The 21,625-nt window shown below is 70.2% G+C and carries 22 protein-coding genes and 1 pseudogene; 15 read left to right on the top strand and 8 right to left on the bottom strand.

What is annotated here, in order from left to right; translation table 11 throughout:
- From narH to QRX60_RS03590, 5 genes are all read left to right on the top strand, one after another.
- Nucleotides 1-1,623 (top strand): nitrate reductase subunit beta, encoded by a 1,623-nt coding sequence (narH, locus tag QRX60_RS03610; protein WP_285999372.1) that lies wholly within the window; start codon nt 1-3, stop codon nt 1,621-1,623.
- Nucleotides 1,620-2,297: a nitrate reductase molybdenum cofactor assembly chaperone gene (narJ, locus tag QRX60_RS03605; RefSeq protein ID WP_285999371.1), complete on the top strand. Its 678-nt coding sequence runs from the start codon at nt 1,620-1,622 to the stop codon at nt 2,295-2,297. The genes narH and narJ overlap by 4 nt, the downstream gene beginning before the upstream one ends.
- Nucleotides 2,294-3,040: a respiratory nitrate reductase subunit gamma gene (narI, locus tag QRX60_RS03600; protein WP_285999370.1), complete on the top strand. Its 747-nt coding sequence runs from the start codon at nt 2,294-2,296 to the stop codon at nt 3,038-3,040. Before narJ ends, narI begins: the two co-directional genes overlap by 4 nt.
- The gene (locus tag QRX60_RS03595) at nt 3,033-3,437 is read left to right on the top strand and encodes a CBS domain-containing protein (RefSeq protein ID WP_285999369.1); all 405 of its coding nucleotides are present in this window, start codon (nt 3,033-3,035) and stop codon (nt 3,435-3,437) included. The genes narI and QRX60_RS03595 overlap by 8 nt, the downstream gene beginning before the upstream one ends.
- A gap of 190 nt (nt 3,438-3,627) precedes the next feature.
- The gene (locus QRX60_RS03590; protein ID WP_285999368.1) at nt 3,628-4,839 is read left to right on the top strand and encodes an MFS transporter; all 1,212 of its coding nucleotides are present in this window, start codon (nt 3,628-3,630) and stop codon (nt 4,837-4,839) included.
- Nucleotides 4,840-5,109: 270 nt separating this feature from the next.
- Here QRX60_RS03590 and QRX60_RS03585 read toward each other — a convergent pair whose 3' ends face one another.
- Both QRX60_RS03585 and QRX60_RS03580 read right to left on the bottom strand, forming a co-directional pair.
- The gene (locus QRX60_RS03585) at nt 5,110-6,108 is read right to left on the bottom strand and encodes an Acg family FMN-binding oxidoreductase (protein WP_285999367.1); all 999 of its coding nucleotides are present in this window, start codon (nt 6,106-6,108) and stop codon (nt 5,110-5,112) included.
- 319 nt (nt 6,109-6,427) lie between these two features.
- A complete protein-coding gene (locus QRX60_RS03580) occupies nt 6,428-7,036 on the bottom strand; it encodes a DoxX family protein (protein WP_285999366.1) in 609 nt (202 codons plus the stop codon).
- 255 nt (nt 7,037-7,291) lie between these two features.
- Between QRX60_RS03580 and QRX60_RS03575 the strand changes: the two genes are divergently transcribed.
- The 4 genes from QRX60_RS03575 to QRX60_RS03560 all read left to right on the top strand — a co-directional run bounded on the left by QRX60_RS03575 (nt 7,292) and on the right by QRX60_RS03560 (nt 11,061).
- The gene (locus tag QRX60_RS03575; protein WP_285999365.1) at nt 7,292-7,891 is read left to right on the top strand and encodes a CBS domain-containing protein; all 600 of its coding nucleotides are present in this window, start codon (nt 7,292-7,294) and stop codon (nt 7,889-7,891) included.
- Nucleotides 7,888-8,793: a universal stress protein gene (locus tag QRX60_RS03570; RefSeq protein ID WP_285999364.1), complete on the top strand. Its 906-nt coding sequence runs from the start codon at nt 7,888-7,890 to the stop codon at nt 8,791-8,793. Before QRX60_RS03575 ends, QRX60_RS03570 begins: the two co-directional genes overlap by 4 nt.
- 208 nt (nt 8,794-9,001) lie before the next feature.
- Nucleotides 9,002-9,229: a KOW domain-containing RNA-binding protein gene (locus QRX60_RS03565; protein ID WP_285999363.1), complete on the top strand. Its 228-nt coding sequence runs from the start codon at nt 9,002-9,004 to the stop codon at nt 9,227-9,229.
- Between the two features lie 140 nt (nt 9,230-9,369).
- Nucleotides 9,370-11,061: a sensor histidine kinase gene (locus tag QRX60_RS03560; RefSeq protein WP_285999362.1), complete on the top strand. Its 1,692-nt coding sequence runs from the start codon at nt 9,370-9,372 to the stop codon at nt 11,059-11,061.
- An 8-nt stretch (nt 11,062-11,069) separates the two neighbouring features.
- Here QRX60_RS03560 and QRX60_RS03555 read toward each other — a convergent pair whose 3' ends face one another.
- Both QRX60_RS03555 and QRX60_RS03550 read right to left on the bottom strand, forming a co-directional pair.
- The gene (locus QRX60_RS03555; protein ID WP_285999361.1) at nt 11,070-11,294 is read right to left on the bottom strand and encodes a hypothetical protein; all 225 of its coding nucleotides are present in this window, start codon (nt 11,292-11,294) and stop codon (nt 11,070-11,072) included.
- A gap of 18 nt (nt 11,295-11,312) precedes the next feature.
- A complete protein-coding gene (locus tag QRX60_RS03550; RefSeq protein ID WP_285999360.1) occupies nt 11,313-11,621 on the bottom strand; it encodes a hypothetical protein in 309 nt (102 codons plus the stop codon).
- 353 nt (nt 11,622-11,974) lie between these two features.
- On the opposite strand from QRX60_RS03550, the gene QRX60_RS03545 reads away from it, so the two are divergent.
- The 3 genes from QRX60_RS03545 to QRX60_RS03535 are packed head-to-tail and all read left to right on the top strand — an operon-like array spanning nt 11,975 to nt 13,679.
- Nucleotides 11,975-12,832: a Hint domain-containing protein gene (locus tag QRX60_RS03545; protein WP_285999359.1), complete on the top strand. Its 858-nt coding sequence runs from the start codon at nt 11,975-11,977 to the stop codon at nt 12,830-12,832.
- Nucleotides 12,823-13,008 (top strand): hypothetical protein, encoded by a 186-nt coding sequence (locus QRX60_RS03540; protein WP_285999358.1) that lies wholly within the window; start codon nt 12,823-12,825, stop codon nt 13,006-13,008. The genes QRX60_RS03545 and QRX60_RS03540 overlap by 10 nt, the downstream gene beginning before the upstream one ends.
- Before the next feature lie 8 nt (nt 13,009-13,016).
- Complete coding sequence (locus tag QRX60_RS03535; protein WP_285999357.1) at nt 13,017-13,679, top strand: hypothetical protein; 663 nt, start codon at nt 13,017-13,019, stop codon at nt 13,677-13,679.
- Between the two features lie 284 nt (nt 13,680-13,963).
- Here the strand turns inward: QRX60_RS03535 and QRX60_RS51560 are convergent, their stop codons facing one another.
- From QRX60_RS51560 to QRX60_RS03525, 3 genes are all read right to left on the bottom strand, one after another.
- Nucleotides 13,964-14,446 carry a trypsin-like serine protease gene (locus QRX60_RS51560; protein ID WP_408630201.1) on the bottom strand — a complete coding sequence of 161 codons (483 nt, stop codon included), beginning with the start codon at nt 14,444-14,446 and terminating at the stop codon, nt 13,964-13,966.
- A 400-nt stretch (nt 14,447-14,846) separates the two neighbouring features.
- On the bottom strand, nt 14,847-15,194 hold the full coding sequence (locus QRX60_RS03530) for a hypothetical protein (RefSeq protein ID WP_285999356.1): 348 nt from the start codon (nt 15,192-15,194) through the stop codon (nt 14,847-14,849).
- A gap of 588 nt (nt 15,195-15,782) precedes the next feature.
- Nucleotides 15,783-15,998 carry a hypothetical protein gene (locus tag QRX60_RS03525; protein WP_285999355.1) on the bottom strand — a complete coding sequence of 72 codons (216 nt, stop codon included), beginning with the start codon at nt 15,996-15,998 and terminating at the stop codon, nt 15,783-15,785.
- Nucleotides 15,999-16,281: 283 nt separating this feature from the next.
- Here QRX60_RS03525 and QRX60_RS03520 point away from each other — a divergent pair, with 283 nt between their 5' ends.
- The 3 genes from QRX60_RS03520 (at nt 16,282) to QRX60_RS03500 (ending at nt 20,515) form a co-directional block, all read left to right on the top strand.
- The gene (locus QRX60_RS03520; protein WP_285999354.1) at nt 16,282-17,526 is read left to right on the top strand and encodes a sensor histidine kinase; all 1,245 of its coding nucleotides are present in this window, start codon (nt 16,282-16,284) and stop codon (nt 17,524-17,526) included.
- Nucleotides 17,514-18,164 (top strand): response regulator, encoded by a 651-nt coding sequence (locus tag QRX60_RS03515; protein WP_285999353.1) that lies wholly within the window; start codon nt 17,514-17,516, stop codon nt 18,162-18,164. Before QRX60_RS03520 ends, QRX60_RS03515 begins: the two co-directional genes overlap by 13 nt.
- Before the next feature lie 1,403 nt (nt 18,165-19,567).
- On the top strand, nt 19,568-20,515 hold the full coding sequence (locus tag QRX60_RS03500) for a cold shock domain-containing protein (protein WP_441314535.1): 948 nt from the start codon (nt 19,568-19,570) through the stop codon (nt 20,513-20,515).
- 189 nt (nt 20,516-20,704) lie between these two features.
- Here the strand turns inward: QRX60_RS03500 and QRX60_RS03495 are convergent.
- Nucleotides 20,705-21,546: pseudogene (locus tag QRX60_RS03495) on the bottom strand (IS5 family transposase).
- Nucleotides 21,547-21,625 lie beyond the last annotated feature (79 nt).

The raw sequence follows: 21,625 nt of genomic DNA, 5'->3' as shown, positions 1-21,625 counted from the left end.
ATGCGCATCCGCGCTCAAGTGGCGATGGTGATGAACCTCGACAAGTGCATCGGCTGCCACACGTGTTCGGTCACCTGCAAGCAGACCTGGACCAACCGCGAGGGCACCGAGTACGTCTGGTTCAACAACGTCGAGACGAAACCCGGCATCGGCTACCCGAAGCACTACGAGGACCAGGAACGCTGGAAGGGCGGCTGGCAGCTCGACGCCAAGGGCCGGCTGGTGCTGCGCTCCGGTGGCCGTGTGAAGCGGCTGTCGCGGATCTTCGCCAACCCGGACCTGCCGACGCTCGAGGACTACTACGAGCCCGCGACCTTCGACAAGGACGTCCTCGTGAACGCGCCCGCGGGACTGACCGACACCCCGGTCAAGCAGCCGCGCTCGGCGCTCACCGGCGAGCCGATGAGCCTGGAGTGGGGCGCCAACTGGGAAGACGGCCTCGGCGGCGCGCACGAGCGCGCCGGCACCGACCCGAACATCACCGCGATGGACCCCGAAGCGGCCGCACGGGTGAAGTTCGAGTTCGAGAAGACCTTCATGTTCCACCTGCCGCGCATCTGCGAGCACTGCCTCAACCCCGCCTGCGTCTCGGCCTGCCCGTCGGGCGCGATGTACAAGCGCGAGGAGGACGGCATCGTCCTGGTCGACCAGGACCGCTGCCGCGGCTGGCGCATGTGCGTCTCCGCCTGTCCCTACAAGAAGGTCTACGTCAACCACGCCACCGGCAAGGCCGAGAAGTGCACCTTCTGCTTCCCGCGCATCGAGGCCGGGCAGCCCACGATCTGCTCGGAGACCTGCGTCGGCCGCCTGCGCTACCTGGGCCTGGTCTTCTACGACGAGGACGCCGTGCTCGCCGCCGCCTCGGTCGAGGACGAGCGGGAGCTGCTTTCCGCGCAGCGGGACGTGTTCCTGGACCCGAACGACCCCGAAACGGTGCGGCTGGCCACCGAGGCCGGGCTGCCCGAAGAATGGGTGCTCGCCGCCCAGGCGTCCCCGGTGTGGAAGCTGATCAGCGACTACCGGATCGCCCTGCCCCTGCACCCGGAGTACCGCACCCTGCCGATGGTCTGGTACGTCCCGCCGCTCTCGCCGGTGCTGGACGCCGTCGGCGCGGCCGGGCGCGACGACACCGACGCCGACGACGTCTTCCACACCATCCGGGACCTCCGCATCCCGGTGGAGTACCTGGCCGAGCTGTTCACCGCGGGCGACGCCGACGCAGTGGCCGGCGTGCTGATGAAGCTGGCCGCGATGCGCTCCTACATGCGGGCCCGCACCCTCGACGGCACCGTCGCCGAGGAACTCTGCGACTCCGTCGGCATGTCGGGGAAGCAGATCGAGGCGATGTACCGGCTGCTGGCGATCGCCAAGTACGACGAGCGCTACGTCATCCCCGCCGCCTACAGCAAGGACGCGGCGGCGCTGGAAGCGCAGGCGGCGTCCACATCGGACTGTTCGCTGGACTGCGCGGGCGGGCCCGGCATGACCGAAGCGGCCACCGGCGAGCGGTTCCACCTCGTGGCCGACGACCAGCGGGTCCGCCCGGGCCGCCGGAGCCTCTTCAGCCGCCGGTCCGACGGCCGGCTCGGCCTGACCATCGACCCGGCGGGAGGCGCGTCATGACCGTGTCCCCGGCGGACCGGACCCGGCTGTTCGACCTCGCCTCCGTGCTGCTCACCTACCCCGACGCCCGGCTGTCCGGCGCGGAGGAGGAGCTGTGCGCCGCCGTCGGCGACATCGCCGACCCCGAGGTGCGCGAGCAGCTCACGGCGTTCCTCGACTGGTTCCTCAGCACCGATTCCGTGGACGTCGAAGCCCACTACGTGCGCACGTTCGACCTGCGCCGTCGCTGCGGGCTGTACCTCACGTACTACCTGCACGGCGACACCCGCAAGCGCGGCATCGCGCTGCTCACCCTCAAGCAGCGCTACCGCGTCCACGGCCTGCGCCTGGCCGACGGTGAACTGCCCGACCTGTTGCCGGTGGTGCTGGAGTTCGCCGCCGTCGCGGGACCGGGTGACGGCGAAGCGCCGCTGCGTCAGCACCGCCGCGGCCTGGAACTGCTGCGCTTCGCGCTGGCGGAAACGGGATCGCCCTACCGCCACCTGCTCGACGCCGTCGTCGCCGCGCTGCCGCCGCTGACCGAGGCCGACCGCGACGCGGTCCGGGCGCTCGCGGTGGACGGCCCGCCCGTGGAGTCGGTCGGTCTCGCGCCCTACGGCACCGATGCCGACGCCATCGGCTTCGGCCCCGACCTCAGTCCCGGCTCGTGCCCGTCCCTGGAGAGTGCCCCGTGAGCACGTTCGTCTGGATCGTCGTCCCCTACGCCTGCCTGGCGGTGTTCGTGGGCGGTCACGTGTGGCGGTGGCGCCGTGACCAGTTCGGCTGGACCACCCACACCAGCCAGCTGCTGGAGAGCCGCATCCTGCGCTGGGGCTCGCCGCTGTTCCACCTCGGCGCCTTCGGCGTCATCGGCGGCCACGCCATGGGCCTGCTGGTCCCGGCGTCGCTGACGGCGAAGCTCGGCATCCCGGAGGGTCTTTACCACGCCACCGCGGTGTGGGGCGGCACGCTCACCGGCGTCATGCTCGTGGCCGGCCTGACCCTGCTGATCGCCCGCCGCTTCGTCAAGGGCCGCGTCCGCCGCACCACGACCACGATGGACAGGGTGCTGTACGGGGCACTGACCGCGATGGTGCTCCTCGGGATGACCGCCACGGTCGGCACGAACCTGCTGGGCGAGGGCTACGACTACCGCGAGACGATCGCCGTCTGGTTCCGCAGCGTCTTCTGGTTGTCCCCGCAAAGCCACCTCATGACCGAGGCGCCGCTGGTCTACCAGCTGCACGCGATCGGCGGGTTCCTGTTCCTCGCGCTGTGGCCGTTCACGCGCCTGGTCCACGTGTGGTCGGCGCCGCTGGCGTATCTGTGGCGCCCGTACGTGGTCTACCGCGCGCGCCGCGGAGCACCGATCGCGCCGGCCCCCGCGCCCGCTGTCGTGCGCGACCGAGCCGTTGCCGAAGGGCGAAACGGTGCGTGAGCCCGGGCCGAGCGTCGGCGACGTGGTGGTGCGGCTGCCCAAGACACTGCCGGTCGACACCTCCGTCGCCCAAGCCCGGGGCTGCTTCGCCGACGACCACGTCCAGCTGCTCCTGCTCGTCGAATCCGGGCGCCTGCTGGGCACCCTGGTGCGCGACGACCTGGCCGAGGCGGCCGGCGGCCCGGCCCTGGCCCACTCGCACATGGCCGGCCGGACGATTCCCGCGGACGTGTCCGCCACGGACGCGCGCCGGCTCATGCTGAGCAGGGGACAGCGGCGTCTCGCCGTGGTCGACGACGACGGCGTCCTGCTGGGTCTGTTGTGCTTGAAGCGCCGGCTCACCGGGTTCTGCGGCGACGCGGACGTCGCCGCGCGGGCCGCGGGCCGCGGCACGTGAGCACGCGGACCGCGGTGGGGCCCGGTTTCCTTTGCCACTGTGGCATTCCCGGCATTCCCGGCGTTCCGGTCCGGAATGGACCTTGGTCCCCCGCCGGGAGGACTTCGGCTCTGTCCGCGACCTCGGTGCGTGACCGAAGCTGGGTCGGCTCGCCGTCCGGTGGGCCGTGCGGCACGACGAATGAGACGCGATGACTTCGACACAGGACCACCCGGTCACCACCGGGCGGCGGGCGCTGATGCTGAGCCTGGCCACCGCCGGGTTCGCGGTCAACTTCTGGGCCTGGGCCCTGCTGAGCCCGCTCGGCCCGCTGTTCAAGGACTCCCTGAAGCTGACGGCGTTCCAGCAGGCGCTCCTCGTCGCCGTGCCCGTCGTGGTCGGCTCACTGGGACGCATCCCGGTCGGTGCGCTGACCGACCGGTTCGGCGGGCGGGTGATGTTCCCCGTGATCTCGGCGCTGACCATCCTGCCCGTGGTGTTCCTGGGCTTCGCCGGTCATTCCTCCCTGACCGCACTCCTGGTCGGGGGTTTCTTCCTCGGCCTCGGCGGCACGTCGTTCGCGGTCGGCGTCCCGTTCGTCAACGCCTGGTTCCCGCCCGAGCGGCGCGGCCTGGCGATCGGGATCTTCGGTGCCGGCATGGGCGGCACCGCGATCAGCGCGCTGACCACCGTGCCGCTGGTGAAGGCGGGCACGATCGCGACCCCGTTCGTCCTCACCGGAGCGGTCTTGGCGCTGTACGCGATCCTCGCGGCCGTGGTGCTGCGGGACGCCCCCGGTCGCACGGTGCCGACCGAGCCGCTGGCGCGTCGCCTGCGGGACACCCTCCGGCTCCCGGTGACGTGGCAGGCGTCGGCGCTCTACGCGATCGCGTTCGGCGGCTACGTCGCGTTCTCGGTCTACCTGCCCGCCTACCTCAAGAGCGGCTACGGGCTCGCCCAGGCCGACGCGGCCAACCGCATGGCCGGCTTCGTGCTCTTCGCCGTGGTGATGCGCCCGGTCGGCGGCTGGCTGTCGGACCGCTTCGGACCGGTGCGGGTGCTGGGCGGCGTCTTCGGGGTGGTCACCGCCGGCGCCGTCGTGCAGGCGTTCACCCCCGGCCTGATGCCCCTGGGCACGGTCGCGTTCCTGGCCATGGCGGCGGCGCTCGGCGCCGGGAGCGGCGCGGTGTTCGCGCTCGTCGCGCTGCTGGCCCCGGCGAACAAGGTCGGCTCGGTCACCGGCATCGTCGGCGCCGCGGGCGGCCTGGGCGGCTTCGTCCCACCACTGGTGATGGGTGCGCTCTACGGCGAATTGGGCTCGTACGCCCTCGGCCTCGCCGCACTGGCCCTGGTCGCCGCGGCCGCCCTCGGGTTCACCACGACCGTGGCCCGGCGTTCGCTGCACCAGCACCACCGTGCGTGAGTACCGCCCTGATTGCCGGGGAAACTAGTGTCGCGCGTGGCAAGGTGTTTGACGTTCGGGGCGGCGGGAGCCTGCGTCATGAGAGCCCGGTCCGTGCAGTCCCGGCCGCGATGCCGTGAATGACCCATTCACCTCGTCCGGCGACATGAATGACTCATTCATGTCGCCGGACCAGCCGCCGCGACTCTCGGCAGATGCGGGTCCGATGCACCCGATGCCACTTTGGCGCGCAGGGCCGGGCCGCTGTCAACGAACCTCAGACGCACGACACTAGGCGCCGTGCCGGTCGGGCTCCAGCAGGACATCGGCCAGTGACCGCCGAGGTGTCCACGCCACCGGCCGGCCCCGGCCCAGCCGCAGGACGATCTGCGGCCACAGTCCGCCGCCGAGCAGCTCGCGCAGCTCGTCTCGGACGCTCGGGACCTCGACCGGCTGGGAGATGAACGACGCGTCGAGCCCGGCGGCGGTGGCGGTCAGCAGGACGCGCTGCATGGCCTGACCCGCCCGGAGCTGGTCGAGCCGGGTGTCGCCGAAGGAGCCGATGACCACGACCAGCGGGTCGGATTCGTCGATGCGGCCGCGCCGGGCAGAGGTCCGGGTCCCGAAGTCGCGGAGGATCCAGCCGCCGTCGTCGGCGGGCATCGCTCCGGCCGCGTAGTCGGGGACGCCGTCGCGGCTGTCCCGGCCGCGGCCGGTCCAGTACCGCCACTCGGCGACGAACGCCGGATCGGCCAGCTGGGCGTGGTGGCTCTTGTTGACCAGTTCACGCAGTCGTTCCAGCTGGACCGCGTCCAGCCGGGGCAGCCACGCCTGCTCGACCTCGGCGGCGTGGCGCAGCTGGGTGACCACGGACGCGGGGACGACGGCCTTCTGGAACGGGGTGCGGTTCGTGTGGCGGCGCGGGATCGCGTGGGCCAGCTCGACCAGGCGGGGATCGGGACTGCGGACGGCGAACGGCCGGACGACGGCCAGCAGGTTCGGCACGTCACGGCGGGGAAGCAGGGTCGTGGCCGGATGGGCGCCCAGCGCGTGGACCGCGGTGCGGAGGTTGAACAGCGCCGCCCCGCAGGAGAGCAGCAGCTCCCGCTGGTCGGCGTCGACGACCGGGAGCGCGCGGTCCGGATCGGCGTGCAGCTCGAGGCCCACGGGGGTGCACCGGAACCGCCAGGGCTGCGTGTTGTGCGTCGACGGGGCCAGCGTGGCGGCACCGATCACGGACCTCACCTGGTCGGAGTCCAGCAGGCCGATCGGTGTGATGGCTGACGTCATGGTTCCCCTCGCGCCGCGGCGCGGCACACTGTGGATCGAAAGGTTCGTTGCGAGGATCCCTGGGGTCACCGGGTCCCGGAAAGGGCACAAGGTCACCAGCGGTGCGCCCGATCCGAGCGATGCGGAGGGGGCGGGCACCGTGTCCGGGGAGACGGACCGGACCCCCGGCCCGATCGGCACCGTGCCGACCCAGCCGGACGAGCAGGTCGAAGCGGTCGGCAACGCCGTGCGGCCGTGGTGGCCGGGACGCCGTGAACGGTCTCCCGGGACAAGGGAAGGGCGCCCGCCGGCCGGCGGGCGCCCGTGGAGCGGATCGCTGTCAGCGCAGCCACTTGCGGTCGCCGACGAGGTCGGCCCAGCGGCGGCCGAGTCCCCAGGTGTGCCCGGCCGACGCGGCGGCGAGCACGATGAGGATCAGGGCGTAGATGATGTGGTAGTCGATGATCGGGTTGGTGGAGTGCGTCGCTTCGCCGGTGCTCATGCTCTGCGCGAACGGCCATTCGGCGGCCCACATCATGAGCATCATCAGCGAGCCGGCGGCGGCGCTCAGCCGCAGCCCGACTCCGGCGATCACGGCGATGCCGATGGCGCCCAGGCCGAGCATGAACAGCCAGTCGGCCCACCAGGTGCCCGCCCAGGAGTGGAACATCGACTCGAACGGGCCGACGTGCACGCCGCTCAGGAAGCCCTTGGTCGGCGAGCCGCCGCTGATCCAGGCGCCCTTCGACGGGGTCGCGTAGCCCAGGCCGAACAGCTTGTCCAGGAACGCCCACAGGAACACGAACCCGGTGACGACCCGCAGGACGGCCAGGGTCTTCCCGGCGGCCGTGGGCTCGGCGACGAGGTCGGGCACCGGGGCCGGTTCAGTGGTCCGCTGGACCGGAACCTGGGTCGTGCTGGTCTTCTTCTCATCCGGTCGGATGGACATGACAACCTCCAAGGTGTGCTGCGGCCAGTCTCGGCGGGTGACGCCGGCGCATCTGGTGCCGAAGGTCCTCGTCCGGGGTGTCCTTCGGTGCCTGGTTCAGCAGACCGTCGGCCGCGGAGTCCCCATCGTGCAAGCCCGCGTGACCCGGCGTCCGCACGCGAGGACGTAAGGCCCCGTAACCGGTGACCGACGCCAACGGTTTCCGGGCCGCCGCCTTCGTAGGTTGGGACGTGACAGGAGAGGCAGGACCAGCCGATGCGCGCACGCGACCTGATGACCGCGCCGGTGATCACCGTGCACCCGTGGACGTCCGCCAAGGAGGCGGCCGAGCTGCTGTCGATGCACGGTTTCACCGCACTGCCGGTGGTGGACGACGACGACCGGCTGGCCGGCATCGTCACCGAGGCCGACCTGATCCGCGGTCGCCTGCCGGCCGGCCCGCGCTCCACCCGCGAAGCCGTCGCCGGCAAGACGGTCGGCGACCTGATGTCGAGTCCGGTCATCGCGATGGGCACCGGCACCGATGTCGCCGAGCTGTGCCAGACGCTGGTGCAGGCCCGGATCCGGGCGATGCCGATCGTCGTCCGGTCGGCCGTCGTCGGCATCGTGACCCGGGGCGACCTCGTGCGGATGCTCGCGCGGGACGACCTCGACATCGCCCGCGACGTCAAGCAGCGCTTGGAGATCTACGGCGGCAGCGGCCGCTGGAACGTCGACGTCCGCGACGGCTGCGCACACATCACCGACGAGTTCGACGACGACACCGACCGGCACGTCGCCCGGCTGCTGGCACTGGCCGTGCCCGGCGTCGTCGCCGCCGACACCGCGTACGCGGGTGAGGAGCAGGCACGATGACCGCCATCGACCCGAGGATCACCGTGGGCGTGGACGGCTCGGCGGGTTCGGCCGCCGCCGTCACGTGGGCCGCGAAGATCGCCTCCGCGCGGCACCTGGAGCTGCGGATCGTGCACGGACTCCAGGTGGCCGGTTATTACTACGGCGGCGGTCTTTCCGGCGTCGGCACCGGTGTGCTGCTCGAAGCCGTCTGGGCCGACGGCGAACGGGCCCTCGCCGATGCCCGCGCCCTGGCCGCGTCGATCGGCCCGAACCTGGTCATCACCACCGAGGCGCTCACCGATTCGCCGGTGCCGGCGCTGATCGACGAGTCCCGGCACGCCCGGATGCTCGTCGTGGGCCGGACCGGCACCGGCGGATTCGCCGAAGCACTGCTCGGCGGTACCGCGGCCACGGTCGCGACCCACGCGCACTGCCCGGTCGCGGTGGTCCGCGGCCGGGCCGGGGCCGCGGAGGTCCCCGAGGCGGGACCGGTCGTCGTGGGTGTCGACGGGAGCCCGAACAGTGAGCAGGCGCTGGCCATCGCGTTCGAGGAGGCCTCGCTGCGCGGCGTGCCGCTGGTCGCGGTCCACGCCTGGATCGACGCCAGCTACGCCGAGACCTACGGCAGCGCCCGGATCCTGACCCCGTCCGAGACGCTCGAGGAGGAAGAAAACCGGCTGTTCTCGCAGCGGTTGGCGGGGTGGCAGGAGAAGTTCCCCGACGTGGAGATCCGCCCGGAGCTGGTCCGGGACCGCCCGCGTCACGCGTTGCTCGAGGCGAGCCGCGCAGCCCAGCTGGTCGTCGTCGGCAGCCACGGTCGCGGCGGGTTCACCGGGATGCTGCTCGGCTCGACCAGCCGGGCGCTGGTCGAGCACGCCGACTGCCCCGTGCTCGTGGTCCGCCCCGAGCGGAAGGACTGAGCGCCGCCGGTGCCCCGGGTACCCGGCTTCGGCCGGGTACCCGGGGCACAACCGTGGCCGGACTGTCCGCGAGGTCGAACGGCTTGAGCGGACGGGCGCATCGGCCCTGCGGCTCTTGGCTTTCGGCCCTGACCGCGTCGACCCGGCGAGCGGCACCATCGAAGAGCCGACAGCAGACCGGCAGCTTCCTTCCGGAGAGGAGGGCGACATGACTTTCGCTCATCGCACCCGCGACCCCGGGCCGGCTCGCGTGGGTGGATTCCCCGCCGGAACGCACGTTCGCGTGCACAGCGGTCAGTTCGACGGACGGACCGGGATCGTCGTGGACTGCACTCCTGATCTCCGGCCCGGCTCGGTGTGGGTCGAATTCACGCCCGGGCATGCCCGGCTGGTGCCCGGGTACCGGCTCGAGGTCGACGAAATGTCGGACAACTGAGCGAACCGGCTCGGCAGCCGCTCGCCCGGCACCGCAGGCGATGCTCCGGTCGCAGCTCGTTTGCCGCCCACTATTTGTGGTAGACAACTACTACCGAGTGAAGCGGCGACGCAGGCGGGCGAGGGCCGGAGGGCTCGGACATGAGCGACCACGACGAAGGCCGGCTGACTTTCCCGGATCTTCCGCGGATGGAGCTGGACGAACTGCTGGGGCAGCTGGTCGAACGCGCCCAGGAAGTGATCGGCACCCAAGGGCGTCTGCGGGGCTTGCTGCGGGCGAGCCGCATGGTGACCTCCGACTTGGCGCTGCCGACGCTGCTGCGCCGCATCGCCGAAGCGGCCCGGGATCTGCTCGGCGCCCGGTACGCCGCGTTGGGCGTGATCGCTCCGGGCGGGCGGCAGCTGGCCGAGTTCGTGCACACCGGCATGGACCCGGAGACCGTCGCCCTGGTCGGGCGGCTCCCGGAGGGGAAAGGCCTGCTCGGCGCCCTGATCGACGACCCGCGGCCGATCCGGCTCTCCCGCATCGCCGACGACCTGCGGTCTTCGGGGTTCCCGGACCACCACCCGCCGATGAACAGCTTTCTGGGCGTGCCGATCCTCGTCCGCGGTGTCGTGTTCGGCAACCTCTACCTGACCGAGTGCGAACACGGCGGATTCACCGCCGAGGACGAGGAGCTGGCTCTCGCGCTGGCCGCGACGGCCGGGCAGGCGATCGACAACGCGCGCCTGTACGAGACCGCCCGCAAGCAGCAGGAATGGCTGCGCGCCTCCGCGGTGGTGAGCCGGGAACTGCTGGGTTCGGGCCCGGAGCGCGCCCTGGCGCTGATCGCGGAGTACACCCGCGACCTCGCCGACGCCGACCTGGTCACGGTGCTCCGGCCCGCCGGCGAGGACCGGCTGCGCGTGGAAGTCGCCGTCGGCGCCCACGCCGAGGACGTCATCGGGCTCGAAGCGCCCGCTGACCGGACCTTGTCGGGCCGCGTGTTCCGCAGCGGGCAGCCACATCTGGGTTCGTGGGAGGACCACCCGGACCAGGAGCCGGCGGTGGCGAGCCGGGTCAACGTCGACGCGGTGCTGGTGGTGCCGCTGACCGGCGCCCAGGAGATCAACGGGGTGCTCACTGCCGCGCGGGTGCCCGGCCGTCCCCGGTTCACCGCGGAGGATCTGGAGATGGCCGCCGGGTTCGCCACCCAGGCGTCGGTGTCCATCGAGATCGCCGACGCCCGCGCGGAGCAGCACCAGAACGAACTCTACGAAGAACGCGACCAGATCGCCGCCGAACTGCACGAGCAGGTGATCCAGCGCGTGTACGCGGTCAGCCTGTCACTGCAGACGGTCATCGGGCTGGCGAAGGCCCCGACGGTGGCGCAGCGGGTCCGGGCGGCCGTGCGCGACCTCGACGGCGTGATCGCCCACGTCCAGGACGCCGTCCGCCGCCTCGACGCGGCCGACTCGGCGCACCGGCCTGGCGTGCGGGAGCGGATCGAGGAGGTCCTCGCCGACGTCACGGCCGAACACCGGCTGTCGGTGTCGACGCGGTTCGCCGGCAAGCTCGACGTCATCGGCTCCGGCGAACTCGCCGACGACCTGATCGTCGTTCTGCGCGACACACTGGGCTTGATCGTCCGGCACGCCGCGGCGACCGCCGTGGATCTCGTGCTGACCTGTACCGAGGAGCAGGTCAGCCTGGTCATGGAGCACCACGGCGGCGGCGACCTCCGCCGCGGCGATATCGCCGAGTGGCCGGCGGTGGCCGAGCGGGCCCGACACCGCGGCGGCGCTGCCGAACTGGACGATCGCGCGGTTCGCTGGTCCGTGCCGCTGCGGTGATCGAGTGGTCAGTGAGCGAGTGCGTCGGCGCGTTCGTCGGCCAACGGGGCGAACAGCTCGAACAACTCGGTAGCTGACAGCGAGTCGTGCGGTGCGGCGGGTTCGTGGTCCAGTCCGAGCATCGCCATCAGTTCGGTCTCGTCCCGGCTGTCGTGGGCGTGCCGCTTCACGGCCGCCATGGCGAGGCGTCGCTGTTCGGTGGTCGGCTGTCCGGTGAGGGTGGTGTCGAGCATGGCGATCCTTACGGGGACTCAGACGGCGGTGGGTGTAGCGTGACGGTCGAGCTGCTCGGCGAGCCGCTCGAGGGCGTGGTCGAGGGCGCTGTCGAAGGTCGAGGCGACGGCGCGGGACCGGAAGCGACGGCCGCGCATCGAGGCACGGATGTCAGCCAGCACGGCGTCCGGCATGGCGGGGTGCCCGGTCCGGCGCACCGAGATGTCGAGGGTGCCGACCGGGTACAGCGCGCAGGCGGCACGGCCACGCTCGATCGCGTCGTCGAGCAAAGACGGGTCGATACCCGATCCGACCTGAGCGGTGACGGTGGCGGAAGAACTGATCACCGCTTGACCATGCCAGCCGCACCGTGGCGGGCCGCAGGGCCTTTGGTCACCGGTCCGACGGTGATCCGGACCGGACTTCCGGCTGTGGGCGCGGGACTTTGGTCATCACCAAGGCAAGTGCCGCGGTGTAGGCCGAGCGCGAACGGCCATCAGATACGGCCTCGCTTACACCGGAATGCGCTGCCTTGGGAGTCTTTTGCGCCGTGCGGTTGGCGCGTTGGTTCTTCATCATGACGGCTGCGCTAGGTGAACCGGCTTTCGCGGGTCCAGAGCTTGCGGCCGATCTCGTCGAGGAGGAGCACTGGCTCTTCGCCGACGCGAAAAACCGCCCAACCTAGGACTTCTGTCCTGGTGTGCGGTGGTTCGTGACTATGGGGCTAAGGGGACTCGAACCCCTGACCTCCTCACTGTGTCAGAGCACGGTCCGGCGCGCGCGGCAGGTGTATAACGACGTCAAGAACGGCGACTATGCCACTGCGGGTCCCGATTTCCTCGCGACGGCCGAGTCCGCTGCCGGCGTCGCGCTCGCGGTGGGCAAGGGCTTGGCCGAAGCCAAGACCGCCGAGCCGGGCGGCCTCGTCGCCGGATGCATGAACAGCTTCGTCGGATCCACCGAAGTGCTGGTCCAAGGTGACCGGAAGGAACCGATCGAAGCCGTCAAGGTCGGCGACAGCGTCACGACCGGTGTGCCGGGCAAGGCCGCGACCGAGCAACATGTCGTGACGGCAGTCCATGTCACCGATGCCGACCGGGACTTCGTCGAGCTCGTGATCGGGACGCCGGCGGGAGCGCGCACGATCACCGCCACCGCCCACCACCGGTTCTACGACGTGTCCTTGGGCAACTGGGTCGACGCCGTTGACCTTCATGTCGGTGACGAGCTTGACACGCCTGGGGAAGGTCGCGCTCCGGTCGTCTCGGCCCGGCACTTCGTTGCTGGCCTGCGTACATACAACCTCGCGGTCGACGCCATACACACCTACTACGTGGTCGCCGGTGAGAGTCCGGTGCTGGTCCACAACGTGGGGGAATGCCCGGTGAACGGTCCTCCGCACCGTAAGCTGGGCGAAGCCGGGACGCTTGACCGCCTGATCAGGGAGGGGTGGACGAACATCACCCCCGACTGCGCTTCAAGAACAGCAGAGGCGTCGGGTTCCGGGCCGATTTCGTGGCACAACATCCGGACGGAAGGTGGGTCGCGGTGGAGGTGAAGACCGGTGGGGGTGCGCAAATTACTCCCGGTCAGGCCGCCGGCTACCCGGAACTGACTTCCGGTGGCGCCACGCTGGACACGACCAAGCTGAGTGATCAAGGCTTGCAGAAGGGCAGTTTGGTTCAGATGGACCTCGAGATCGACGCATGGGAATGTCCGACGTGCACCCCTTAGAAGAGGAAGTGGTCGAAGCGATCGCGCGTCGGCTGCAGGCGGATGGGTGGAAGCAGATTGACTTCGAGGAGCCTGCTTTCTCGCTGGCGGAAAACGATGAAGTTCATTTTCATATCGGTCTTAACCACATGTCCCGGGATTACGGGGTCGCTCTCTTTCCGGCGCTGGGGGTCTGGCATCCGGAAACAAGCCGGCTGGTGACGAGGTTCTGCGGTCTTCCGGAAGGGCCGCAGTCCGGCTCTGCGTCCTTCGGTCGTGGTCTGACCGATGTCCTCAACGAGAACGGGATTCCTCGCGCACCGTTGGAGCGTTGGCTGGTTCGCGAATCCTCGGAGGTGGCTGCGGTCGTCGGAGTACTTCTCGACGACATCGCGACGTACGCGATGCCGTTCTTCCGCTCCTTGTCGACCCTCGAGGACATCATCCAACGGCTCGAGCGGGTTCCGAACAGGTACCAGGCGCAGAGCAGGCACCTGGCGGTCGCGCTGGCGTTGGCCGACCGGGAGAGGGATGCGATCGACGCGCTGGCGGAGTTCGCAGGCTTCGCTCGCAGCCAGAGCCCGCAGATGGCCGCTCAGTCACAGAAGTTCGTTCAGGCATTCTTGCGCCATTTCGGCATTGACGAGTCGCGCCTCCCAGGGGAGGCCGCGACCGGTGACTGGGTGAGCTGACGTGGTGCATGTCGGACACCTGCAACTTGACCGGATGGAAAGTTGGAAGGTCACGGTATTCACATGTCGGTTTGTCCCGCTTCGAGGGTGATGCTGGTACGGCCTTGTCCAGGATCTGGTGGAGTGGAGGTCGTCATGGAGTGGGTCGAGCAGACGGGTCAGGTTTCGTGGCGGGTCCGGTACCGCCGTGCGCACGGGACTGTGGGGTCGGTGCCGGGGTTCTCGAGCCGCTTGAGCGCGGAGGCGTACGCCGGTGACATGGAGTCTCTACAGATCACCCTCAGCTACTGACCGACCTGCTGGTGCTGCCGAAACCAGGCGGCGTAATAGGCCAGGTTCGTATAGACGGCGGGCGACTGCGAACAAGGCACCGACCTCCCGGCACCTGTGCGGCCGGCCGAGCCGCCCGCCGCCCATCGGCGGCCGTCGACGCGCTGGAAGGCCGCCGTCCCGGAATCGCCGTGGCAGGCGCCTCCTCCGCCGGGCGCGTGGTCGAGGCATACCTCGTCGATGCCGATGGGAGCCTGCCCGCTGTCGCAGGCCGAGGAGGCGAGCGGTGCGACGTCGAGCTGGCGGAGCACCTGTGCGGGTGGCGCGGCGTCGTCCGCAGCGGTTCCCCAGCCGAGCTCGCGGACTAGCCCCTTCTTGTCGAGTGCCGCAGCATGGCTGGTGTCAGCGCAGGATCGAGGCCGTGCACCGGGCGGTCGAGGGTAAGTAAGGCGACGTCGCCGACCCGGCCCTCGGCATCCCGCATTCCCCAGGACCACGAGTCCGGCACGGCGATCGCCCGGACGTGATGGACCTGCCCGCCGCTCGTACGGTCCGGCGAGCCGAGCCGGATGTGGTAGGTGGACGGATCGCTGTGATCGACAGGCTTGCTGCCTCGGTGGCCGCCCAGGCGCCGTACGCAAGACGTGCCGACCGAGCTCGAACGCCCGACACCGGCATGTTCGTCACACAGTGCGCGTTGGTCGCGACGTGCCAGACGTCGTGGATCCACACACCACACGCGGGCCAGTTCGGGTCGGTCCCGTTGTCGTACTGCAACGAACCGACCGGGTAGGAGCTGATCGGCTCCTTCACCGCCGACGATGGCTTCGGCGGTTCCTGGAACGTACATCACTGCGGCGAAAACGTATGCCGTCGCAGCCGCGGATGTTCTTGTTTTCATGACAGCCTTTCAGTGTTGCGCAAGGCGAGCCATGTACACAGGCCGGCCAAGGCCAGCTCCGGAACCGCGCAGACGAGGGCCTGGGTGAATTCGGCGCCGGCCTGGGCGGTGAGGACGTCGAACCAGGCGTCCATCACCATGAGCGCCGCGACGGCCGATGCCGACAGGCGGGCGCGGTCATCGCCGTGGTGGACCAAGCGCGCGGTGGTCGCGCAGCCGAGCGCCGTGGCCAGGTCGAGTCCGATCCACACGGCCGGCCAGTGCCGTACCTGCGCGGTCTCGGGCAGGGACCGGCCCAGCACGAACACCCACGGCACCATGCCCGCGGCGATCGCGCCGAGCACCCTGGGCGCCCAGCTGCTGCGGGGTCGCGCCCGCGTATCCGGCGTCCTCGCCGTGCGTGGCAGCCGGGGCATCGTCCGAACGGTCATGGGATTCCTCCACCGAAGTCGTGGTGATGCCGCCGGCGTCGGCGGCCCTGCGGCGAAACCTTGCCGCCGCGGCCTGCCGAGATCAGTAGCCCGTGGTTCCGACTTCGTGGTGGTGCCTGCTACCGCACCGACCCGGGTGCCTGCATGATGGTGCCGTCGGCCCGGTCTCGATCAGCGTTGGATCATGGACACGCCCGCGACGTACGCGGGCCGGTGGTTCGGCGGCTTTCGGGTTCGTCGCGGCTGGGGTGTCCGTGCAGCTGACCACCCTGTGGATCACCACAGCACTCTGGCTCGGCCTGCACCTGACCGAGGTGAAGTTCGCCCGGGACATCGTCTTGGGCGGCGTGGTCTTCACGGTTCTCGTGCTGCTGGCCGTGTCCCCGGTACTGACCGTGGTGCAGCGGAACCGGCTGCGCGCCGTGCTCGGCGTGGACCTCCGCCGGTCACCGCCAGAAGGTGGACTTGGCGCGGCCTCACGGCGACCGGGCGGCAGCTCGGCTACCACGCCAAGCCGCTCAGGATCCACACGGCGATCTCGAGGTCGAAGACCTCGCCGTCTGCCGCCCGCTCGGCCACCCACAGCCGGCTGACTTCAGCGAGCCGGTGCTCGACGGCAGTGCACAGGGCATCTCGAAAGGTGCCGGCAGGCGGCGAGGACGAGCGGACCGTCGCTGTCGTCCGGGTCGACAACAGTCTCGGGAACATCGTCGTCAAGGACTTCCTCAAAGCTCCGACCGGTGAAGATGCCCTCCCACTCGATCAGAGCCTCCTCGACATCGAAGTTGCCGAAGGTCAGGGACTCGAAGACCCCCGTCGGGACCACCCTCCGCGACAGCAGCGGCAGCTTCGGCGTCCGGTGCCAGGAAGCCGACCTGCCGCCCTGAGATGCTGTCCGCCCACAGGCCGAGATCAAGATCTGCAGCTGGTACTAGGTTCACCATGAGATCGGGTACGGGTTTCATGGCACCGTCCTCCTGCGGTGCCCTAGCGTCGTGCCATGACGATTCCAGCTGGACTGAGACGCACGGTCCTCCGGGCGCAGCGGGACACCGGCTTTCTTGCCGCTGGTGTGCTGCCGCACCTGGCGCTGGTGCCCGTGTGGGCCTGGGCGGCGACGACGACCGCCAGGACGGGGAACTGGCTCCTCACGGGTTCCGTGTCGTCCGCCCTGGCCCTGCTCGGCACCCCGGTGCTGACGGCCGTTCAGCGGGCTCGCTACCGGGTGCTCATCGGGGTGGACGTCCCCCGGCTCACCCCCACCGCGCCGGAACGATGGACGTGGGCCTCGACCGCCCGGTGGGTCGCGGCGACGCGGCCTTGGCGCAAGATCGGCTACCACCTCCTGCTGGGCCCGCTGCTCGCGCTGCTGGAGCTGCTGGTGCTCGCGGTGGCAGCCGCGTGCCTGGCGGGCGTCACCGCCTACGCCTGGTCATGGGCGCTGCCGACCGGAATCCGCCAGGACTGGTTCGGCTACCTGACCCAGCTGCCGGCTTACACAGCGGCTGGATTCCTCCTCCTGTGCGCCCTGCCCTGGACCGGGCGGGCAGTAGCCCGGGCCGAGGCGCGGCTGGCGTTGGGCCTGCTCGGGCCCAGCCGGGCGCAGCGGCTCCAGGAGCGGGTCGATCAGCTGGCCGTGAGCCGGACCGACTTGATCGAGGCCGTCGACGCGGAGCGCCGCCGGATCGAGCGCGACCTGCACGACGGCACCCAGCAGCGGTTGGTGTCTCTCGCGGTCAACCTGGGTCTGGCCATTGCCACCCGCCCGGACCTGCCGAGTGATGCCCGCGAGGTGATCGCGAGAGCGCACCTGGAGGCGAAGGAGGCGATCGCCGAACTCAATGACCTGGTGCGGGGGCTGCACCCGGCCGTGCTCGAAGACCGAGGTCTGGACGCGGCGTTGTCCGGGCTGGCTGCTCGCACGCCCCTGCCGGTGCGGCTGCGGGTCGATCTGGAGGAGCGGGTGGCGCCCAACGTGGAGTCGGTCGCGTACTTCGTGATCTCTGAGGCGCTGACCAATGCAACGAAGCACGCCAACGCGATGCGTGCAGAGGTGATAGTCCGTCAGGTCGGCGAGGTGTTGCGAGTGCGCGTTACCGACGACGGGCTGGGCGGTGCCGACGCCGCCGGCACGGGGCTGACCGGGCTGGCCAAGCGGGTCGGCTCCCTCGACGGGGCCTTCCACGTCAGCAGCCCCGTTGGCGGGCCCACCACCATCACCGCGGAGCTGCCGTGCGCGCGGTGATCGCCGAGGATTCGGTGTTGTTGCGGGTCGGCCTGATCAAGGTGCTGGAGATGGGCGGGTTCCAGGTCGCCGCGGAAGCCGGCGACGCGGAGGGGCTGTTGGCGGCCGTGGCGGAGCACCGGCCCGAACTCGCCTTGATCGACGTCCGGATGCCGCCCGGCTTCACCGACGAGGGGGTGCGGGCGGCGATGGAGATCCGTCGGCGCTGGCCGGGGACGCCGGTGGTGCTGCTTTCGCAGTACGTGGAGGAACGGTACGCGGCTGACCTGCTGTCTGCGAACACCAGCGGTGTGGGCTACCTGCTCAAGCAGCGGGTTGCCGATGTCGCCGACTTCGTGGCGGCGGTCCGGCGAGTGGCGGACGGGGGCACGGCCCTGGACCCGCAGGTCGTCGCCCAGTTGCTGCTGCGGCGCGACAGCGACCCGCTCGCGCGGCTGACCCCCCGCGAACGGGAGGTGCTCGGCCTGATGGCCGAGGGGCGCTCCAATGCCGGCATCGCGCAGGCGCTGGTGGTCAGCGAGAGCGCCGTGGCGAAGCACATCAACAACATCTTCGCCAAGCTTGACCTGCCCGTGGTCGACGCGGACCACCGCCGCGTCCTGGCCGTGCTGCGGTTCCTCGGAGCGTCCCGGGACTGACCTTCCCATCCGTGTTCACGATCTACGGCTGGAGTACCAAGCCGGCCGTTCATTCGAGTCTCCGCGATGCGGTCGCGTAGGTGGCGATGTTAGATCTGGCCGCGGCGTCGTCGAGTGCCCCAGTTTGCGCAGCTCCGCTTCTGGACCGGGTGCCGGTGGGGCGAGTTGGCCGGTCTGCATCGGGACAATGTCGATCTCCGGCGTGGTCTGCTGATGATCGATCCGCTGGGGGGCGTTGCATGAGTCGGGGTCGATGCGGTGGCTGGGGCCGCCGAAGACCCGAGCCTCCGCGCGGACGATCGCGGCAGCGAGGCGTCAGGGGCGAAGGCGGACTGCGCGGCGGTCCGGCCAGGGCTGACCTTCCACGGGCTGCGGCACAGCCACAAGACACGGCTGATCGCCTGCGGCGCTCGGAGATCGCCCAGGCCCGCCGGCTCGGTCACCACCTGGACAACCGGGTCACCGAGATCTACTCCTACGTCGCCCGGAGGTCGAGCAACGGCTGCTGGAGGACCTCGAGCGCCACCGCCACCGCCGTCACCGAGTGTGGCCGACGGTGGGCGTATGGCGCCGGTTGTCCCCCTCTTCGCCACAGGTCGCCCGACGGCCGGACCCGGGAGCAGCGGGAACACCGCGCGGACGCCATGCCGGGACTGGGGCAGTGCTCCAGTTCTGCCCCAGCAGGAGCACAAGATCGCACGGTAAACCGATCATCGAAGATCGAACCCGGAACGCAGAAAACCCCTCCGACCAGCCACGACGGCTGAAGCGAAGGGGTTCGTTGCGATGTGGAGCTAAGGGGACTCGAACCCCTGACCCCCTCACTGCCAGGGGCCGATCATGGCCCTGACCTGCGGCGATCGAGAATCGCCTAGTGAAATGATGCGCTTGATCGTCGTTGCTTGCAACTGTGTGTTGTTGAGTGCAGTTGTGACAGGGGTTTGCCCCAGCTGTGCCCCAGTAAATTGGTGAGAGGATCGACCGGTAGGCACGGTTCGACGGCAGGCAGCGGCAGGCTATGTACGGGGCTCGCTGAACGAGATGGCGGAGCTGTCCACTGGCGGAGTTGCTCGTTCCAGGTACCCAATGGGACGTGAGCCGCGCGGCGCCCGTCGTTGCGACTGCGTCGAGACCCGCCTCGAAGAAGTTGAGTCAGGTGGCCACTCGCTCAGCGAGGGCCCAGCCGCCGCAGAGATGGAGACTTCACTCACCATCGCCGCTTGATCACTGCGATGTCTCCGGAGTCCGTGACTGAGACCTGGTCTCAAAACTCGCGTGTCGCTAGGTGAACCAACGGCCCGCCCCTGGCTCCGCACCGCCCGCCTGTGGGCCCGGCCCGACGGACCGGAGGTCTGTCAGAGAGACTGGGGGCCAGTGCCCGCCCTCTCGACCTGGAGCCTTTGATGCCGCAAGGAACCGTCCGTTGGTTCGACGCCGAACGTGGTTTCGGCTTCCTCGCGCCCGAGGACGGCTCGCCGGACGTGTTCGTGCACGCCTCCGAGATCGTCGGGGACGGCGGCGCGAAAGTGCTCCGCGAGGGTCAGGCCGTCGTGTTCGAGGTCGGCGAGAACGACCGCGGGCCCCAGGCGCTGCGCGTTCGCGTCACCGCCGATGCGGCCACCGGCAGCGCCGTGGGCCTGCTCGGCACCGTCAACTGGTACGAGCCGGGCAAGGGGTACGGCTTCGCGTCGCCGGACGGCGGCGGCGCCGACATCTTCGTGCACAGCTCCGCCATCGTGACCGGCGGCGTGGTCACCGAGGGGCAGCGGGTGGCCTTCCTGATCGTCGAAGGCGAGCGCGGCCCGCAGGCCGGGCACGTGATCCCGCTGGGAGCAGGGGCCGGCTCACCCGCTGCGGCTGGTATCGCGGACGGTGCCGACGGCACGGTGGCCTGGTACGACGAGGACAAGGGCTTCGGCTTCATCAACCCCGACTCCGGCGCCGGGGACGTCTTCGTTCACGCCCGGGCCCTGGCCGAGGGGCTGACGTGGCTCGCGGAGGGCGACCGCGTCGCCTACGAGGTGGCTAGTGGAGACAAGGGCCCGCAGGCCCGCGACGTGCACCTGGTCCGGGGCGCCGAGCCCCAGACGGCGCCGCAGCGGTCGGCACCTGCTGCGGCCGCAGGGCCGGCGGCGCGGGACGTGCCCGTACGAGGCGGCGAGGGCGTCGTCGCGCGCTACGACGGCGACCGCGGCTTCGGCTTCATCACCCCGGACGCAGGCGGCGACGATCTCTTCGCCCACGTGTCCGTGATCATGGGGTCGGAGCCGCTGCAGAAGGGTGACCGGGTCCGGTACGCGGTGCGTCAGAGCGACCGGGGCCCGCAGGCCGACCGCATCGAACGCCTCTGAAGAGGCGGCCCCACCGATGGCTGATCACTTCCCGACGAGAGTGCTCGTTCATCCCCGTCGATGGTGCCGTCAGCAACGCGGCTGGGCCCGTGCCGACCCGAGGACCTGATCCGCGCTCAGAAGCTCACCAGTCACCCCCACCCAACGACACGGGGCTACCGATGTATCCCAAACGAGTGAATGGATGCGTTAGACCTGGTCGCAGAGCTCGATCTTGATGAGCCGGCGGACGTTGATCACGGTGCAGGCCAGCGTGAGTAGCGCCAGCGTGGTGCGTTCGGTCCGGTCGTAGCGCAGCCCGAGGCGTTTGAACCGCAGCAGCCAGGAGATGGTGCGTTCGACGACCCAGCGGACCCGGCCGAGGCGGGACTTGCCCTCAATCCCGCGCCGGGCGATACGGACCTTGATACCGCGGCGGGTCAGGTAGCGGCGGCAGCGGCGGTAGTCGTAGCCCTTGTCGGCGTGCAGCTTGTCCGGTCGGCATCGTGGCCGGCCCGCCCGGCCGTGGTGGCCGCGCACGGTCGGGTTCGTGTCCAGCAGCGGCTCGAACAGCATACTGTCGTGGGTGTTTGCCGCCGACAACATGATGTGCAGCGGTAGCCCGTTCGCGTCGCACAGAACGTGGTACTTGGAGCCGGCTTTACCCCGGTCAGTGGGGCTGCGGCCGGTCAGCTCGCCCCCCTTTTCGACCGCACCGACACCGCGTCGATGCAGCCTCTGGTCCAGTCGAGCTCGTCGATGTTGGACAGCTCGTCGAGCACGAGCTGGTGCAGCCGGTCCCACACGCCGGCGTCCTGCCACTCACGTAACCGCCGCCACGCGGTGTGCCCGGAACCGCATCCGAGCTGCTCGGGTAGGTCTCGCCAGCGGCAGCCGGTGTCGAGCACGAACAAGATCCCCTCTAGCGCGGCACGGTCATCGATCCGGGGCCGCCCACCCGGACCGCGCGGCGCTGGTCGGGACGGGATCAGGGGTTCGATCAGCTCCCAGAGCCGGTCTTCGACCCGCCGCTGCTGCGTCGTCTTCGCCACGACTGTTCACGATCGACGACCAGGACCGGCAGGTTACGCAGTGACACACCCTTAAGTTTTGAGACCAGGTCTGAGGCTG

It is taken from the genome of Amycolatopsis mongoliensis (genome assembly GCF_030285665.1).
Taxonomy (GTDB): domain Bacteria; phylum Actinomycetota; class Actinomycetes; order Mycobacteriales; family Pseudonocardiaceae; genus Amycolatopsis; species Amycolatopsis mongoliensis.
The sequence above is the reverse complement of the archived record's forward strand: the minus strand, read 5'-3'. Positions and strand labels throughout refer to the sequence as shown.